The organism is Iamia sp., from assembly GCF_035575815.1.
Taxonomy (GTDB): Bacteria; Actinomycetota; Acidimicrobiia; order Acidimicrobiales; family Iamiaceae; genus Iamia.
On the sequence record NZ_DATLXO010000106.1, the window covers coordinates 1 to 16,849 of the forward strand.

A 16,849-nucleotide genomic window follows, 5' to 3' on the forward strand; every position below is an offset into this window, starting at 1 on the left:
GTCAGAGGGCGGCGCGGCGGGCGGCGCGGACGGCGACGGCGAGGGCGTCGAGGCCCACGGCCTCCTCGCGCACCAGGCGACCTCGGACGGCCTCGGCCTCGGCCGCGGCGACGGGGTTGGACGCCAGGTGGCGGGCAACGGCCTCGGCCGGCCCGTCATCGGGCTCGGCGCCGGCGAGGGCCCGGCGGGCCGACTCCCGCCGCACCAGCACCAGGTCGTCGAGGAGGCCCTGGCGGGCTGCGGGACCCCACGCACCGTCGGGCACGAGCGCCTCCACCCGTCGCCGCAGGTCATCGAGCCCGAGCCCGGACTCGGCGGCCCGAAACGCCTCGAGCACCTCGATCGGGTCGCGTGCCAGGTCCCGGGCGACCTCGGCCACGTCGGGAACGATCTCGAGGACCGTCACCTCCGCGGCCGACTCCGCGACCTCGGGGTCGAGGCCGCCGGCCACCAGGCGGGTGGCCAGACGGGCCCGAGCCCGGCGGCGATCAGCGTCGCGATCACCGGCGGCGGCCGCGAGGACTGCATCGGCCACCGGCCGGTCGGCCGCGATGCGCGCCGCAGGATCCCACGGGCCGCCACCCCTGAGGCCGCGGCGTCGCATCAGCTCGGCCCGGGTCAGGGTGCGCAGCACATCGGCCAGCAGGTCGCCACCGTCCACCGGGTCGGGGTCGAGGTCGGGCACCGTCGCCCCCCGCCGTCGCGACAGCACGATCCAGCGCTCGGGGGCCCGCACCACCCTGCGCACCACCCAGTAGGCCAGGGTCACGTCGGGCACCCCGACGCCGAGCTCGTCGGCGAGGGCCACCACCGCGGTCAGGCCGAGGTGGTCGACGAGGTCGTTGGCCACCTCGGCTGCGACCAGCTCGCGCCGGAGCCGGTGCTCGTCGAGCAGACCGGCGAACCGCTCGGCCAACTCGGCCGGGAAGTAGCCGACCAGTGCGTCGCGAGCGACCGGTGCATCGGGCACGGTGGAGTCGAGCAGCTCGATCGCCAGCCGTCGCTTCACGCCCGCGAGGAGCACGGCGAGCTCGGGCCGGGTGAAGCCGGCGCCGGCCTGGGCCCGCGCCTCCAGCTCGGCTTCGTCGGGCAGGGCCTCGACCTCGGGGTCGAGGACCCCGTCGGCCACGAGGCGACGCAGCACCAGGGCCACGGTCCGCATGCCCGCCGGCGTCGACCGCTCGGCCCGGTCGAGCGCCTCGCACTGGGCGGCGCAGTCCGACAGCACGGCGGAGACCACGTCCTCCGCGTGAGCGGCGAGCAGCCGGTCGCGCTCGGGTCGGTCGATGAGCCCGTCGGCCTCGGCCCGGGCCAGGAGGATCTTTAGGTTGACCTCGTGGTCGCTGCAGTCGACGCCGGCGGCGTTGTCGATGGCGTCCATGTTGATGCGCCCGCCCCGGCGGGCCACCTCGATGCGCGCCCGCTGGGTGAGGGCGAGGTTCGCCCCCTCTCCCACCACCCGGGCGCGCAGGTCACGACCGGTCACCCGCACCTCGGCGTTGGCCCGGTCGTCGACCCGGGACTCGTCCTCGGTCGAGGCCCGCACGTAGGTGCCGATGCCGCCGAAGTAGAGCAGGTCGACCGGCGCGCACAGCACGGCCCGCACCAGCGCGGCCGGGGTGAGCTCGGCCGCGTCGGTCCGCAGGGCGGCCTGCACCTCGGGGGTGAGGGCCACCGCCTTGGCCGTGCGGGGGTGCACGCCGCCACCGGACGAGATGAGCTCGGAGTCGTAGTCGGCCCACGCCGAGCCGGGCTGCTCGAAGAGGCGGCGGCGCTCGGCATAGGAGGCAGCGGGGTCCGGATCGGGGTCGAGGAAGATGTGGCGATGGTCGAAGGCGGCCACCAGGCGCAGACGGTCGGAGTGCAGGAGCCCGTTGCCGAACACGTCGCCGGACATGTCGCCGACGCCGGCGACGGTGACCTCGTCGCGATGCGCATCGAGGCCCAGAGCCCGCAGGTGGCGGGCGATGGCGACCCACGCCCCCCGGGCGGTGATGCCGAGGGCCTTGTGGTCGTACCCGTGCGACCCGCCCGAGGCGAATGCGTCGCCCAGCCAGAAGCTACGGCTCTCGGCCAGGGCGTTGGCCCGGTCCGAGAACGTCGCCGTGCCCTTGTCGGCCGCGACCACCAGGTAGGGGTCGTCGTCGTCCCACCGCCCCGGCACCGCCCGGACCTGCCCGTCGACGATGTCGTCGGTGACGTCGAGCAGCGCCCCCACGAACGCGTCGTAGGCCGCCGCGACCCGGGCCCGGGGGTCACTCGTCACCATCTCGCCGAGGCGCCCGTCGAGGGCAGGGTCGTCGCGCACGACGAAACCGCCCTTGGCCCCGGTGGGGACGATCACCGCGTTCTTCAGCACCTGGGTGCGCATGAGGTCGAGGACCTCCGAGCGGTAGTCCTGGACCCGATCGCTGGCGCGCAGCCCGCCCCGGGCGACCGCACCAGCGCGCAGGTGGACCCCCTCGACGGTGCGACCGCTGACGAACACCTCGCGGAACGGGCGCGGGTAGGGCGCGCCGGGCACCGCGGAGGGGTCGATCTTGAGGGCGAGGGGCCCCTCGGGCCGCACGGTGCGGTTGGTGCGCAGCGTGGCGTCGATGGTGCCGGCCAGGCCTCGGAGGATGCGGTCGTGGTCAAGGCGGGTGAGGGCGTCGCACGCGCGGTGCACCTCGTGCGACGCGGCGGCGGCGCGGGCCCGGCGCTCCGCGTCGGGTCCGGCGGCGCGGTCGGGACCACCCTCGGGCGCAGAGCCGAAGCGGGCGTGCCACAGGGTGACCAGCAGGCGGGCGATGCCGGGGTGGGCCACGAGGACGTCGTCGACGTAGGACTGGTCGTCGCGGCCGTCGACCTGGTGGCGGTAGCGGCGGTACGCCCGCAACACGCCGACGTCGTCCCACCCCAGCCCCGCGTGCAGCACCAGGCGGTTGAGGCCGTCGCGGTCGGCCCGGCCCCCCAGCAGCACCGTGATGGCATCGGCCACCCGGCGCCCGGTGTCGGTGCCCACGAGAGAGGGGGGCCGGTTCGCGGCACTGACCGCCTCATCGCCGCCGCCGGCAGCGCGGCGCACGCGCACGCCGAGGTGGTGGAGGTCGAGGGTGGCGCCGGCGGACCACCGTGCCTCGTCGGTGACCCACAGGTCGAGGCTCTCGAGCACCGGCAGCAGCCGGGACAGCTCGATGGGGTGGTCGGTGACGAGGCCCATGCGGTCAGGTGCGTCGCGCCCCGGGCCGCGGGCGAACCACACCCGCACCCGGCGTCCGGCCGGCATGTCGGCGCAGGCGTCGCCCCGTTCGACCGCATCGAGCTCGAGCACGTCGCGCACGGCGTCCGACGGCCGCACCGCGTCGCGGTACGCCTCGGGCAGGCGCGCGGCCCACCGGGCGGCCAGCACCCCGGCTTGATCGGCCGGCGCCGGCGGGGTGGCACCCGGAGGGTCGGGGACGGCCGAGACGAGCTGCTCCTCCCAGGACCGGCAGAGCAGGCGCACCTCGCGAGCGACGGCGTCGAGCGGGTCGGGCACCGGTAGGTCGGGAGCGACGTGGACGAGGAAGCGGGCGGTGACGCCCGATGAGCCGCCGCCGATCGAGAGGGCGACGTCGACGCGCTCACCGTCGAGCTGGGCGCAGAGGAACCGCTCGAGCCGCTCTCGGAGGGGCCGGGTCCAGCGCTCGATCGGCACCGTCACCAGAGCGGCGACGGCGTGGGAGTCCTCCGCCGGGCGGAGCGCCACCCGGACGCTGTGATCACGGTCCTCGGCCCTCAGCTCGTGGACGAGGGCGTGGAGGGTCTCGACGTCGAGGCTGAAGAGGTCGTCCTCGGGCAGCGACTGGAACAGCAGGGTGAGGTGCTGCTCGTCGTAGGAGCCGGGGACGACGTCCTCGCGCTCGAGCAGCCCGTCGAGCTTGCGCCGCAGCAGCGGCACCGACGACAGCGGAGCACCGGCGGCCCGCCGGGCGACCACCCAGAGCAGCCGCTCGACGACGCCCCCGCCGCCGTCGGGCGACGGCGTCCAGGCCTCGAGCAGCAACATGGGCACCCGGCGGTGCAGCGGGCTCAACCGGGCCAGGCGGGAGACCCGCAGCGGATCCTCCGCGTCGGGCGCCGGGCGTCGGAGGTCACGGTCGGTCAGCTCGGTGGGCGGGCGCGACCGGAACAGACCGAGATCCGGCCCGTCAGGCCTTCGCGCCGCGTGCGGGTCCGGGGTCCGGGCCAGGCCGAGCAGCAGGGCGTTGCCGTCGAGCAGCCATCGCACGGTGGCGACTGCATCGACTCGGTCGGGCGACGCGTCGGCCCCGCCGTCCTCCAAGCACGCCGCCACCCGACGGAGCCGGCTGCGCATGGCCGCGTGGTCCTGGGTCACCACGTCGATGTGGCCGAGGAGTAGGAGGAGGGCGGGCACGATCGCCTCGGCCTCGGCGTCGGTCAGCGCCTGTTCCAGCTCGACCTGGAGGTAGGCCTCGGGGTGCTCGGCGCGCCTCGCGGGCCCGACCTCGACCAGGGCACCGTCGGGGCTCCGGACTGCGCCGTACGCGACTGCCGTGACCTGGGCGATGCGCAGGGCCCGGGCCCGCAGCTCCTCCTCGACGGAGGTGACGACGAGCGGACGGTCCGGCCCCGACAGGTCGACGACCGCACCCCGCGCCGGGTGGCCGGCGAGCAGGTCGGTGCCGGGCGGTCGGACCCGGGCCACCCACTCGTCCGCCGGACGGTCGGACGCGAACGCCAGCGCGTCGTCGACGACCGCGTCGGCCACCGTGTCGGACGTGGCCAGGCGGCGCCGGATGACCGCCGCGAAGGCATCGCGACGCCCCGGGTCGGGCGGCGCGTCGCGGTCGGCTCGAGGGTCGGATGATGCGGTCAGGGGGTCTCCGGACGGTCGGGCCGATGGTACCGACGAGCGTCCGGCGCCGCCGGGCGCCGCCGCCTGCCGAGGTGAGTGACGTGCTCGAGGTGCTCGACGTAGTCACCATCAACCCCGCAGCCGACGGTCAGCGTTGCCACCCCGTTGCGTCGCCGCCCGCCGCATCTGCAGTGATCGCACCTACGTTGGGCCGGTGCCCGAGCTGCCCGAGGTGGAGACGATCCGCGTCGCCCTCGACCCGCTGCTCGTCGGGCGCACGGTCGTCGACGCCGAGGCCCACCCGTCGGCCAAGTTCGCCTCGGCCCCCGCCGCCCTCGGATCGACGATCACCGGCGTCCGGCGCCGGGGCAAGTACCTCCTCGCCGACCTGCGCACCCCAGACGACACCGCGGCCGAGCTGGTGGTGCACCTGGGCATGACCGGCCAGCTCCGACCCGACCTGGCGCCGGACGGTCCCCACGTCCGGGCCTGGTGGCAGATGGACGACGGAGCGACGCTCGTGTTCCGCGACATCCGGCGCTTCGGGCGCATCGCCGTCGTCGCCGCCGGTGACCACCGCAGCCTGCCGACCCTCGCTGCCCTCGGCCCCGAGCCCTTCAGCGACGCCTTCACCCCCGACGGGCTGTGGCGGGCGCTGGCCCGCAGCACGACCCGGGTCAAGACCCAGCTGCTCGGCCAGCGCGTGGTGGCCGGCGTGGGCAACATCTACGCCGATGAGGCCCTGTGGCGCGCCGGCATCGCTCCTGCGACGCGACGGGTCGGTCGCGACCGCGCCACCCGCCTCCACGGCGCAGTGCGCGACGCGCTCGCCGTCGGGCTGGCCAACGGCGGCACGACGCTCCGCGACTACCGCACCGTCAGCGGCGAGCCGGGGCGCAACCAGTCCGCCCTGGCCTGCTACGGCCGCGGCGGGCTCCCCTGTGCGCGCTGCGGCGCCGTGCTGCGCCGTTCGGTGGTCGACGGCCGGGGCACCACGTCGTGCCCCCGCTGCCAACACTGAGCGACCGCGAGGCGCCCGCACGCGACGAGGGCACCGGCCGGAGCTGGTTCCCTCGTGGCGTGACGGGGCCCGGAAGGGGCTACTCGGTCATGGGCACGCCGTAGGCATCGGTCTTGATGCTGCCGGTGAGGATCTGGATGCCCTCGATGAGGCCCCATATCCCACCGATGCCGCAGGTGACGATGCTGACCACCAGCTGGATGATGCCCTTCTTGGTGTTGCCCAGGTAGAAGCTGTGCGCACCCCATGCCCCGAGGAGGATCCCGAGGATGCCGGCGACCATCTTCTGCTTGGGGACCCACCCTGCGGGCGGCGGGTCGGTCATGTTCCACGTCGGTGACAGGGCGCCACCGGCGGCGGGCGGGGGCGCCGGGGTGCCGTAGCCTCCCTGCGCCGTGGGGGGCGGCGAACCCTGCGGGCCCTGCGGACCGGGTGGCGGTGGCGGTGGCGGTGGGACGTTGCTCATTGGTGCTCCTCCAACTGTGTTGGTGATGGTGTGACCCGCGATGGAGGGTCGGTGGCCGCCCTCGCCGCACCCGCAGCGGAGGTCGGAACGGAGGACGACGCCATCCGGCGCCGTCCGAGACTGGACATCAGCCCTTGAGCGGGACGCCGTTGGCGTCGGTGTTGATGCTGCCGGTCAGGATCTGGACGCCCTCGATGATCGCCCAGATGCTCGACACGATGGCGAGGAACCCGCAGGAGAGGACGGTGATCAGGAGCTGGGCCACGCCCTTGCCGGTCTCGCCCAGGTAGAAGTTGTGGATGCCGAAGGCGCCGATGAGGATCGCCAGGAGGCCGGCGACCATCTTGTCCTTCTGGACGTAGCCGGGCGGCACACCGGGTTGGGCGACAGGGGCGTAGCCGGGGGCGCCGAACCCGCCGGGCGGCGGGGCATAGCCGTGCGGGGCGTACGCCGGGGGAGGGCCGTACCCGGGCTCGGGCGGAGGGGCGTAGCCGGGGCCGGGAGGCGGGGGCGCCCCTGGGCCCGGCGGAGGAGCCGGGGCGCCGGGGGGCGGAGGAGGGGGCAGGTTGCTCATGGCGGTGTCTCCAGCGGGCTGCGGGACCGGTCTGGCCCATTGCGGTGGTCGAGAAGTGCGGACCTGAGCGGTGCGGTTCGGTCCGCTCCTCGTGATCCTCGTCGCGGTGACGAGGATCATGCATCGGCGTCTGGTCGTCGGCGATGACGGCCGGGCCCGAGTCGGCAGTGCGCAGTCTGGCCCAGCGTCGGCCCCCCGTCGACCATTGTGGTGGGGGAGCACTCCCCCACCCTGGGGGCCGCTCCGCCCTGCGGCCGGTCATTGGTGCACCATCGGGTCGTAGGCCACATCGGGCCCGGTTCCCATCGCCGGGCACCAATGACCGCTGACGGCTCCGCACGCTCCGCCGCCAGAGATCCCGTGCTGTCTGGCTCGCTCGCTGCGCTCGCTCACGTGCTGTCGAGGACGCCCACCGAGCGCAGGCGGCGCTCGAGGTGGTGCTCCACGGCGCGCACCGCGAGCCGGTCGACCTCGACGGTCGCCGCCGTCACGGGCGCGGCCAGCGCCGCGCCGAGGCGTCCCCCGAGCACGTCGCGCAGCAGGGCCAGGGCCTCAGGTGACAGGGGCTGGCCCCGGCGGTCGTCGCGACACACAGCCCCGCCCTCCATCAGGTCGAAGGCCACCAGCGGCCCCTCCGCGCCGCACACCACGCACCGGTCGATCATGGGCGCCACCCCCTCGAGGGCCAACAGCTTCCACAGGAAGCCGGCGAGCACGAGCGGCGACGGGTCGGCGGCCAGGGTGCGCAGGGCGCCGAGCAGCAACCGGTAGAGCTGACCGTTGGGCTCGCGCTCGAGGGCCACCTGGTCGACGGCCTCGACCATGGTGAGGGCCCGGCCCAGGCCCTCCAGGTCGGTGCGTAGGGCCCGGAAATGGTCGATCGTCTCGACCTGGGACACCGTGTCGAGCTCTCCTCGTCCCCGGTAGAGCTGCACCGCGAGGTGCGTGGGCGGCTCGAGCCGGGCGCCGAAGCGGCTCTTGGTGCGGCGCACGCCCTTGGCCACGGCCCGGATCTCGCCGTGGGCCTCGGTCAGCAACACGACGATGCGATCGGCCTCGCCCAGCTTGTAGGTGCGCAGGACGATGGCGTGGTCCCGGTAGAGCCCGACGGGCTCAGCCATGCCGCCGCCAACGCCGTCGTCGCCTGCGGTCCTGTCGCACCTCCGCACGCTACCGATGCGGCTCCCGGGTCCGGTGGGATCGCCCGACCGGTCGGGCGAGGGCGGGACGAGCGGGGTGAGCGGGTGAGCGGTCAGCCGTGGGTAGCGTGCCGAGATGGAACGGCTGAGGGCCCTGGCCGAGCGTTGGCCGTGGCTGGGGACCGTGCTCGACGTCCAGGAGCGGGTGGGCGAGACGAACGGCGGGGCGGTCGCCTCGGCCGCGACGCTCATGTTCTTCGTCGCCATCTTCCCGCTGGTGCTGGTCACCATCGCCGTGGTCGGCTTCCTCACCGCCGGCGACCCATCGGTGGCCGGCGACCTGATCGACGGCCTCGGGCTCGAGGGCGAGGCGGCCGAGACCATGCTGACCACCATCGAGACCGCCCAGGAGAGCCGCCGAGGGGCATCGATCGTCGGCATCGCCGGCCTGCTCTGGAGCGGCCTCCGCGTCACTGCCGCGATCTCCCTCGCCGTGCGCACCCCGTGGCAGCGCAAGGCCGAGGGCCTCAAGGCCAAGCTGACCGGCCTCGTCTGGGCCCTCGGTGGCGCCGTCACCTTCATCGGATCCTTGGGGGCCGGGGCCCTGCTCAACCGCACCCCCGAGGTCGTGCCCCGGAGCGTGACCTCGGCAGGTCTGATCCTGCTGGGCCTGGCGTTCGAGCTGGGCTTCTTCCTGTGGACGTTCTGGGTGCTCGGTGACCGTCGGGCCGGGTGGCGCCACCTGGTGCCCGGTGCGGTCATGGGCGCCGTCGGCTTCGAGTTGCTCAAGCTGGTCGGCACCGTGGTGGTGCCCCGCATGGTGGCGTCGTCGTCGTCGCTCTACGGACCGCTGGGCGTGGTGTTCGCCGTTCTGGCCTGGCTCGCCGTCTTCTCCCGGCTGATCGTGTACTCCTCAGCGTTCAACGCCGTACGCCACGAAGATGCCTCGGGCTTCGTCACCCTCGAGATCAAGGCGCCGCGCGTCGCCGGTGAGATCCCCGTCGAGGCCGACCGGGGCGGGGCCGTGGTCGCGACCGAACCGTCACCTGCTGAACCGGCCTGAACCCCAGGTGGCCGACAGCGACGACCGACCACCGGCCATCGCCGCCCCCGGCGCCGTGACGCGCACACTGGGCACCGTGACGCGCGCCCTGCCCGGAGGGGGCGAGGAGCGGCCCGGGCAGGCGGCCATGGCCGAGGCCGTGGAGCGGGCCATCGCGTCGGGGCGCCACCTGCTCGTGCAGGCCGGCACCGGCACCGGCAAGTCACTCGCCTACCTGGTGCCCGCCGCGCTGTCGGATCGCCCCGTGGTCATCGCGACGGCCACCAAGGCCCTGCAGGACCAGCTGGCCGGCAAAGACCTCCCCTTCCTCGTCGAGCACACCGACGGCGACCTCACCTACGCGGTGTTGAAGGGACGGTCGAACTACGTGTGCCGCCAACGGCTTGGCGAGATCGAGGCCGCCGGCTGGCAGCTCGCCCTCGACGGCCTGGCCGGCCGGGCCCCGGAGGCCGAGCTGGCGACGGTGAAGGCGTGGGCGGCCACCACCACCACCGGCGACCGGGCCGAGCTCCCGATCGAACCGTCGCCCGCCACCTGGTCGGCGGTGAGCGTCGGGGCGCGCGAGTGCCCGGGGGCCATGCGGTGCCCCCAGGGCGACTCCTGCTTCACCGAGGCCGCCCGGCGGGCGGCGGCCGAGGCCGACGTGGTGGTGGTCAACCTCCACCTCTACGGGCTGCACCTCGAGAGCGGGGGCATGGTGCTGCCCGAGCACGATCTGGTCATCATCGATGAGGTCCACCAGCTCGAGGACGTCATCTCGTCGACGTTCGGCGTCGAGCTCACCGCCGGTCGCTTCACCGCCCTGGCCCGCGCCGGGCGGTCGGTGCTCGAGGACGCCCCGACCCACGACGCGGTCGACCATGCCGGCGAGGCCCTCTCCCAGGTGCTCGTGCCGTACGTCGGGCGGCGGTTGCGGGGCGCGCTCGACCCCGACATTGCGGAGGTGGTGGCCGGGGCGCGCGTCGCGGTCGACGGCTTCCTCGCCGGCCTCAAGGCGGTGCCGACCGATCGCGGTGACGACACCTCGGCCCGTGCCGTGCGGGCGGCCAAGACCGCCGGGACGCTGGCCGACGAGCTCGACGCCGTCCTCCGAGCGCCGAACGGCACCGTGACGTGGGTCGAGGGGCCCGACGCGTCGCCCACGCTGCGCGTCGCCCCGGTCGACGTGGCGCCGACGCTGGCCGAGCGCCTGTGGTCCGAGACGACCGCGATCCTCACCAGTGCCACCGTGCCGCCCGCCGCGATCACCCGCCTGGGCCTGCCGCCGGACCAGGTCGACGAGCTCGACGTCGGCAGCCCGTTCGACCACGAGCACAACGCCCTCCTCTACTGCGCCGCCCACCTCCCCAACCCCAACGAGGCGTCCTACGCGGCCGCCGCCCACGCCGAGCTGCTGGCCCTCATCGAGGCGGCCGGCGGCCGGACCCTTGCCCTCTTCACGTCGTACCGGGCCATGGACGCCGCGGTCGACGTGCTCCGCCCCCGCCTGTCGGTGCCGGTGCTCACCCAGCGCGACCGGCCCAAGCCGGCGCTGGTACGGGCGTTCACCGACGACGAGCCGACGTGCCTGTTTGCCACCCTGGGCTTCTGGCAGGGCGTCGACGTGCCGGGGCGCACCCTGTCGCTGGTCGCCATCGACCGCATCCCGTTCCCCCGCCCCGATGAGCCGCTGATGCAGGCTCGTCGTGAGGCAGCCCGGGCCGACGCCTTCCGCCTGGTCGACCTGGACCGGGCGGCGACGTTGCTGGCCCAGGGCGCCGGTCGCCTCATCCGCTCGGCTTCGGATCGGGGCGTCGTCGCCGTGCTCGACCCCCGCCTGGCCAAGGCCCGCTACCGCTGGGACCTGATCCGGGCCCTGCCCCCCATGCGCCGCACCAAGGATCGCGCCGAGGCCGAGGCCTACCTCCGCCTGGTCACGTCCCCCGCCTGAGCCCCGGCGACCCCCCGGGCACCCCGCGGTGGCCCCGCCCGCCCATCCCAACTGGTCGCGGAACCCGTCGCTCCAGGGACGCCGATCGCGACCACAACGCGGGCCCCTGCGAACTGGTCGCGGAACCCGTCGCTCCAGGCACGGATATCGCGACCAGAACGCGAACGGGGCTGGCGGGCGGTTGCGGGCGGGGTCAGAAGCCGAGACGGTGGAACGACTCGGGGCGACGCTGCCAGTCCTTGTCGACCTTGACGGCCAGCTCGACGAAGGCGCCTTCGGGCAGCTGGGCGCGCACCCGCGTGCCGACCTCCTTGAGGACCGCACCCTTGTGACCGATCACGATGCCCTTCTGGGACTCGCGCTCGACGAGGATCTCGACCCGCACCCGGGGCCACTCCCACTCGGTGACCCGGGTGGCGATGGAGTGCGGCACCTCGTCGCGGGTCACCGCCAGCAGCTGCTCGCGCACCAGCTCGGCCACCCACACCTCATCCGGGGACTCGCGCACCACCTCGACCGGGTAGTAGGGCGGGCCCTCGGGCATGCGCTCGAGCAAGAGTCGCACCAGCGTGTCGACACCTTCACCGGTGAGGGCCGAGACGGGCACGAAGTCCGCGGCGGGGATCTCGCCGGCGGCGACGAGCTGGGCCACCACCGCGTCGCGGCCCGCGGCGTCGACCTTGTTGACCACGACGATGGCATCGGCAGGGACCCGCGCCGCGACCCAGCGGTCGCCGGGGCCGATCCGGGCGGTGGCGTCGATCACCAGGCAGGCCACGTCGACGTCGCGCAGCGCGTGCGACGCGGTGGCGTTGAGGTGCTCGCCCAGGGCGGTGCGGGGCTTGTGGATGCCGGGCGTGTCCACGAAGACGATCTGGGTGCCGCCATCGGGGTCGCCGCCCGCGTCGGGCGTGCGGTGCAGCACGCCCCGGACCTGCGAACGGGTCGTCTGGGGCTTGTCCGAGGTGATGGCCACCTTGGTGCCGAGGATCTGGTTCAGCAGCGTCGACTTGCCCACGTTGGGCCGTCCGACGAAGGTCACGAAGCCGGACCTCACCGCCGCTCCCGGCGGTCGTCGCCGTCCCCGGCGTCGTCGGGGGGAGGCGGTGCGGCCGGCGTCACCCGCACCCGGAGGATGCGGCGCCCCTGCACCCGCTCGGCCCGGAGGCGGACCCCCTCGACCAGGGCGTCCTCGCCCTCGACCGGGATGTGGCCGAGGGCCTTGAACAACACCCCGCCGACGGTGTCGACGTCGCCCTCGGGGAGCTCGATGCCGAGCAGCTCGCGGGCGTCGTCGACGCTGAGGCGGGCGTTGACCCGGTAGTCGCCGCCGGCGATGGGCTCGACGCGCGGATCCTCGACGTCGAACTCGTCGACGATCTCGCCCACGAGCTCCTCGATGAGGTCCTCGAGGGTGACCAGCCCGGCGGTGCCGCCGTACTCGTCGACGGCGATGGCCATGTGGAACTGGTCGGCCTGCATCTCGCGGAGCAGCTCGGTGACGCGCTTGGTCTCGGGGACGAACCGGGCCGGGCGCATGACCGCGGTGACCGGCTCGTTCTCGCGACCGTCGCGCTCGACGCGCATCAGGTCGCGGGCGTAGACGAGGCCGACCACGTCGTCGACGCCCTTCTCCTCGTCGTAGACGGGGATGCGGCTGTAGCCGTTGAGCAGGACGACCTCCATGGTGTCGATGGCCCGGAAGCCGCCGGGCACGCCGACCATGTCGGTGCGCGGCACCATCACCGAGCGGACCATGGTGTCGCCGAACTCGAGGATGCGCCGGATCAGGTGCCGCTCCTCGTGCTCGATGGCCTCGGACTCGACGGCCTCCTCGGCGAAGGCGAGCAGCTCGTCCTCCGACACCCACGGCCCCTTCCGCAACCCCTTGCCGGGGAGCACCACGTTGGTCAGGCCGATCAGGCCGCGGGAGACCATGCGCAGCGGCCAGAAGCGCGTGAGGGCCCGGACGGGGCGGGCCGCGAAGAGCCCCGCCTTCTCCGGGTGCTGGACGGCCCAGGTCTTGGGCGCCGCCTCGGTCAGCACGAACACGAGGATCACGTTGACGAAGATGGCCACCGCGACCCCGGCGGCGCCGAAGAGCTCCTCGGCCAGCAGCGTGGTGAGCGCGGTCTGGATCGACTGCACGATGAGCACGACGAGCAGCAGCGGGTTGATGAACTCCTCGGGGTGGGCCACCAGCGACAGGAGCGCCCGGGCCCCCTTGCGCCCCTCGTCGCGGAGCGCCGTGGCCCGGGCCCGGGTCATGCGGGTGAGCCCGGTCTCGGCCAGGGCCAGGAACACGAGACCGAGGAGGAGCACGACGAGGGCGGCGATCATGGCCACCTGGCCAGGGCCGAGCGCCGGATCACCCCCTTCGACCGCATCGGTCGAGACGGAGGCCAGGACGCCGGTCGCGGAGACGCCGGCGACCATCACCGCTCGGCCCAGGGGTCGGCCGCCAGCGGGCCGTGGAGCTCGGCCAGCAGAGCCCGCTCCCGAGCCTGCATCTGCTCGCGCTCGTCGCCCTCGGCGTGGTCGTGGCCGATCAGGTGGAGCGCACCGTGGACCACCAGGAGGGCGAGCTCATCGGCGGCGAGCCCGGCGTGCCCGGGAGCGTTGGTGTGGGCCACCGACGGGCACACGACGACGTCGCCGACCACGCCCGGCGGGCCCGAACCGCTCGTGCCGCCGGCGGCGTCGCGGCCGTCGATGGGGAAGGCGAGCACGTCGGTCGGCCCGGTGGCGCCCATGTGGGCGGCATTGAGCTCGGCCATGGCGGCGGGCGTGACGAAGCTCAGTCCGGCCTCGGCCCCGGGGGCGACCCCCTCGGCGGCGAGCGCGGCGGCGAGCAGCCGCGACCATCGCTCGCCCTCGACGTCGTCGTCGCACTCGACGGTCAGCTCCACCGCGACCAAGGGAGTCTCGCCGTTCGATCCGGCGGCTGGTGCCCCGTGCGCGGCCGCCGGCGTTGCCGCGACCCCGACGCGGGGCCCGCGCCGCCCGATCACCGGTGGCGGTCGGAGCGCGCCGAGGACGAGGCCCCGGCCCGGTCGTACGCATCGACGATGTCGGCGACGATGCGGTGGCGGACCACGTCACGGCGGTCGAGGTGCACGAAGCCGAGGCCGTCGATGGGCCCGAGGGTTTCCTCCAGGCCACCGAGACCGCTGCGCCCGCCGGGCACGTCGACCTGGGTGGTGTCACCGGTGACCACGACCCGGGAGCCGAACCCGATGCGGGTCAGGAACATCTTCATCTGCTCGGGCGTGGTGTTCTGGGCCTCATCGAGGATGATGAAGCTGGCGTTGAGGGTGCGACCGCGCATGAAGGCGAGGGGGGCGACCTCGACCGCGCCCCGCTCGAGGAGGCGCTGGGACCCCTCGGTGCCCACCATGTCGTGCAGGGCGTCGTAGAGCGGCCGCAGGTAGGGGTCGACCTTGGCCATGAGGTCGCCGGGGAGGAAGCCGAGCCGCTCGCCGGCCTCGACCGCCGGGCGGGTGAGGATGATGCGGTCGACCGCTTTGGCCTGCAGCGCCTGGACCGCCATGGCCACCGCCAGCCACGACTTCCCGGTTCCCGCCGGGCCGAGGCCGAAGGTGATGATGTTGGCGCGGATGGCGTCGACGTAGCGCTTCTGCCCGGCCGTCTTGGGCCGCACCGTCTTGCCCCGGCCCGCCTTCAGCACCTCGGCGGTCAGGACCTCCGACGGGCTCTCGTCCGCTCGCACCATGTCGATCGTGCGGGCCAGGGTGGCCGGGTCGAGGGGGGCGCCCCGCTCGACGATGGCCACCAGCTCGTCGAGCAGGCGGACCACGTCACCGACGTCGTCGCCGTCGACGGCCACCTCGTTGCCCCGCACCACCACCTGCGTGCCCGGGAAGGCGGCCTCGATCAGCCGGAGGTGCTCGTCGTGAGCCCCCAGCAGGGGCGTCATCAGGTGGTTCCCCGGGATGCTGATCTTCACCTGGGTCGACGCCAACGGTCCTCCGAACGGGGTGCGCGCCGACGAGGGCCGACGCAGCACGAGAGGCCGGAGCCTACTGCCGCCCGGCTCCGGCCCCGCCTAGGTTCTCCGACCATGGCGCCCCCCGACGAGGACGACGACGTCAACGGCGGCAGTGGGGGCGGCGGCGGCGAGGACCTGGTCGCCGAGCTCACCCGCTACCTCGCCGAGCAGAGGGTCGATGCCGCGGCCGCGGCCCGGGCCCGTGAGCGGTGGCTGCGCCAGGCGGCCGATGAGGAGGCGCTCGTCGCCGGGGTGCTGCTCGACGTGGCCGAGCGGGCGGAGCTGGTCGTCATCCAGGGCGTGAGCGGGCGGACACACCGGGGGACCGTGCGGGGCGTGGGCGAGGACTTCGTCGCCGTGCGCACGGGCCGGTCCGACGTGCTCCTGCCCTATGACGCCATCGTGGCCATCCGCCCGGAGGGCCGCCCGCGGGGGGGTGCGGATCGCGCCCAGGCCCTCGATCTGGCCTTCGCCGAGGCCCTCTCGGCCCTGGTCGGCGAACGTCCCCGGGTGCTCGTGGTCAGCCGCGACGGCACCGGGCTCTCCGGTGACCTGCGGGCGGTCGGGCGAGACGTGCTGACACTGCGCATCGCGGAGGCCGACGGCACGGTCTACGTGCCCATCGCTGCGTTGGCCGAGGTCAACGTGCCCCGCGGCGGCTGACGGCGCTGCGGGCCGGTGGAGGGCGGCGGATCGGTTGTTCGTCAGTCGGCGTCAGCCACCACGGCCTCGGGGTAGAGGTGCTCGAGGGTGCCGGGCTCGATGCGACAGGTCTGGATGAACGAGTCGACCTCGTTCTCCTGCAGGCGGATCACCCGTCCGAACCGGTAGGCGGGGAGCTGGCCGCCGTCGATGAAGCGGTACAGGGTGCGGGGAGTGATGCCGAGCCTCTTGGCCGCCTCGGCGGTGCTGAGCCATCGGGGTGCGTTGGTCACGGGCGCCACCTTACCCCCGACGGCATGTCTCCGACACTCTCATGGCTTCCCAGCGCACCCCGATCGATCCCGACCGGCCCGGCCACGCCTCCCCCCGTCAGGTTTGGCGCCCTCGGCTCTGACGGTACACAGCGAGCACCGTCCGTCGCCGACGACGATGCCCTCCCCGTGGTCTGCCCACCAAACGGGAGTGGAAAGGACACCCGTGGCCGCCACCCAGATCCGTCCGCCCGGTCCGCCCGACGGGTCCCGCGCCGCCGACGGTTCCGAGGGCACCGGGGCGCGTCGCATCCGGCCCCGCCGGGGACTGCCCGGGGGCCGGGCCGTCGTGGGTGGCCTGCTCGTCACGGTGGCCGCGGTCGGCATCTTCGCGGCCGTCTCGGGGGTCGGCCAGGGCACCGGCACCACCTACGTGGTCGCCGCCCGCGACCTCGAGCCCGGCCAGGAGATCACCGCCGGTGACCTCGAGCTCACCGCCGTTGCGCTCCCCGACGCCCTCCAGGGCCGGGTCTTCTCCCGTCCCGGCGACGTGGTCGGCGCCATCGCCGTCGGGCCCCTCTCCGAGGGTGAGCTCGTCCAGGCCGGCGGACTGGCCGACGGCGCTGATGCCGCCGTCCCCACCTTCTCCCTGGCTCTGCCCCAGGCCGACGCCAACGCCGGTGACCTCCAGCGCGGCGATGTGGTCCAGGTCGTCGTCACCTATGGGGGCGACACGTCGGGCACCACCGTCACCCTGGCCGAGGTGGCCCAGGTCGTCAGCATCTCCACCGGCGAGGCCACCGTGGCCAACGCGGACGAGGTGCTGCTGCGCCTCTCGGTCGATTCGGCCGACGAGCGGGCTGCCATCGTCAACGCGACGGTGACCGGGCGCA

The 16,849-nt window shown here is 74.3% G+C and carries 14 protein-coding genes; 5 read left to right on the forward strand and 9 right to left on the reverse strand.

Going from position 1 to position 16,849, the window contains the following annotated elements:
• Position 1: 1 nt before the first annotated feature.
• Positions 2–4,753, reverse strand: a complete 4,752-nt coding sequence (locus VNL12_RS11430; RefSeq protein ID WP_325594631.1) for an NAD-glutamate dehydrogenase domain-containing protein — start codon at positions 4,751–4,753, stop codon at positions 2–4.
• Between the two features lie 301 nt (positions 4,754–5,054).
• Here VNL12_RS11430 and mutM point away from each other — a divergent pair, with 301 nt between their 5' ends.
• On the forward strand, positions 5,055–5,861 hold the full coding sequence (gene mutM, locus VNL12_RS11435) for a bifunctional DNA-formamidopyrimidine glycosylase/DNA-(apurinic or apyrimidinic site) lyase (protein ID WP_325594633.1): 807 nt from the start codon (positions 5,055–5,057) through the stop codon (positions 5,859–5,861).
• A gap of 79 nt (positions 5,862–5,940) precedes the next feature.
• Here mutM and VNL12_RS11440 read toward each other — a convergent pair whose 3' ends face one another.
• The 3 genes from VNL12_RS11440 to recO form a co-directional block, all read right to left on the reverse strand.
• Positions 5,941–6,327 carry a TM2 domain-containing protein gene (locus VNL12_RS11440; RefSeq protein WP_325594635.1) on the reverse strand — a complete coding sequence of 129 codons (387 nt, stop codon included), beginning with the start codon at positions 6,325–6,327 and terminating at the stop codon, positions 5,941–5,943.
• A gap of 127 nt (positions 6,328–6,454) precedes the next feature.
• Positions 6,455–6,901, reverse strand: a complete 447-nt coding sequence (locus VNL12_RS11445) for a TM2 domain-containing protein (RefSeq protein ID WP_325594637.1) — start codon at positions 6,899–6,901, stop codon at positions 6,455–6,457.
• Positions 6,902–7,290: 389 nt separating this feature from the next.
• The gene (recO, locus tag VNL12_RS11450) at positions 7,291–8,022 is read right to left on the reverse strand and encodes a DNA repair protein RecO (protein ID WP_325594639.1); all 732 of its coding nucleotides are present in this window, start codon (positions 8,020–8,022) and stop codon (positions 7,291–7,293) included.
• A gap of 154 nt (positions 8,023–8,176) precedes the next feature.
• Between recO and VNL12_RS11455 the strand changes: the two genes are divergently transcribed.
• Positions 8,177–9,103, forward strand: coding sequence for a YihY/virulence factor BrkB family protein (locus VNL12_RS11455; RefSeq protein WP_325594640.1), 927 nt, complete (start codon positions 8,177–8,179; stop codon positions 9,101–9,103).
• Positions 9,104–9,110: 7 nt separating this feature from the next.
• Positions 9,111–11,033, forward strand: a complete 1,923-nt coding sequence (locus VNL12_RS11460) for an ATP-dependent DNA helicase (protein WP_325594642.1) — start codon at positions 9,111–9,113, stop codon at positions 11,031–11,033.
• Positions 11,034–11,226: 193 nt separating this feature from the next.
• On the opposite strand, the gene era is transcribed toward VNL12_RS11460, so the two are convergent.
• From era to VNL12_RS11480, 4 genes are all read right to left on the reverse strand, one after another.
• Positions 11,227–12,075, reverse strand: a complete 849-nt coding sequence (gene era / locus VNL12_RS11465; protein ID WP_325594644.1) for a GTPase Era — start codon at positions 12,073–12,075, stop codon at positions 11,227–11,229.
• An 11-nt stretch (positions 12,076–12,086) separates the two neighbouring features.
• On the reverse strand, positions 12,087–13,469 hold the full coding sequence (locus VNL12_RS11470) for a hemolysin family protein (protein WP_325594645.1): 1,383 nt from the start codon (positions 13,467–13,469) through the stop codon (positions 12,087–12,089).
• On the reverse strand, positions 13,469–13,942 hold the full coding sequence (gene ybeY, locus VNL12_RS11475) for an rRNA maturation RNase YbeY (RefSeq protein WP_325594646.1): 474 nt from the start codon (positions 13,940–13,942) through the stop codon (positions 13,469–13,471). Before ybeY ends, VNL12_RS11470 begins: the two co-directional genes overlap by 1 nt.
• Before the next feature lie 98 nt (positions 13,943–14,040).
• Positions 14,041–15,060 carry a PhoH family protein gene (locus tag VNL12_RS11480; RefSeq protein ID WP_325594648.1) on the reverse strand — a complete coding sequence of 340 codons (1,020 nt, stop codon included), beginning with the start codon at positions 15,058–15,060 and terminating at the stop codon, positions 14,041–14,043.
• Between the two features lie 54 nt (positions 15,061–15,114).
• Between VNL12_RS11480 and VNL12_RS11485 the strand changes: the two genes are divergently transcribed.
• A complete protein-coding gene (locus tag VNL12_RS11485; protein ID WP_325594650.1) occupies positions 15,115–15,705 on the forward strand; it encodes a hypothetical protein in 591 nt (196 codons plus the stop codon).
• A gap of 41 nt (positions 15,706–15,746) precedes the next feature.
• Here the strand turns inward: VNL12_RS11485 and VNL12_RS11490 are convergent, their stop codons facing one another.
• Positions 15,747–15,977 carry a helix-turn-helix domain-containing protein gene (locus tag VNL12_RS11490; RefSeq protein ID WP_325594652.1) on the reverse strand — a complete coding sequence of 77 codons (231 nt, stop codon included), beginning with the start codon at positions 15,975–15,977 and terminating at the stop codon, positions 15,747–15,749.
• 205 nt (positions 15,978–16,182) lie between these two features.
• Here VNL12_RS11490 and VNL12_RS11495 point away from each other — a divergent pair.
• The coding region (locus tag VNL12_RS11495) for an SAF domain-containing protein (RefSeq protein ID WP_325594654.1) at positions 16,183–16,849 on the forward strand (667 nt) is incomplete at its 3' end.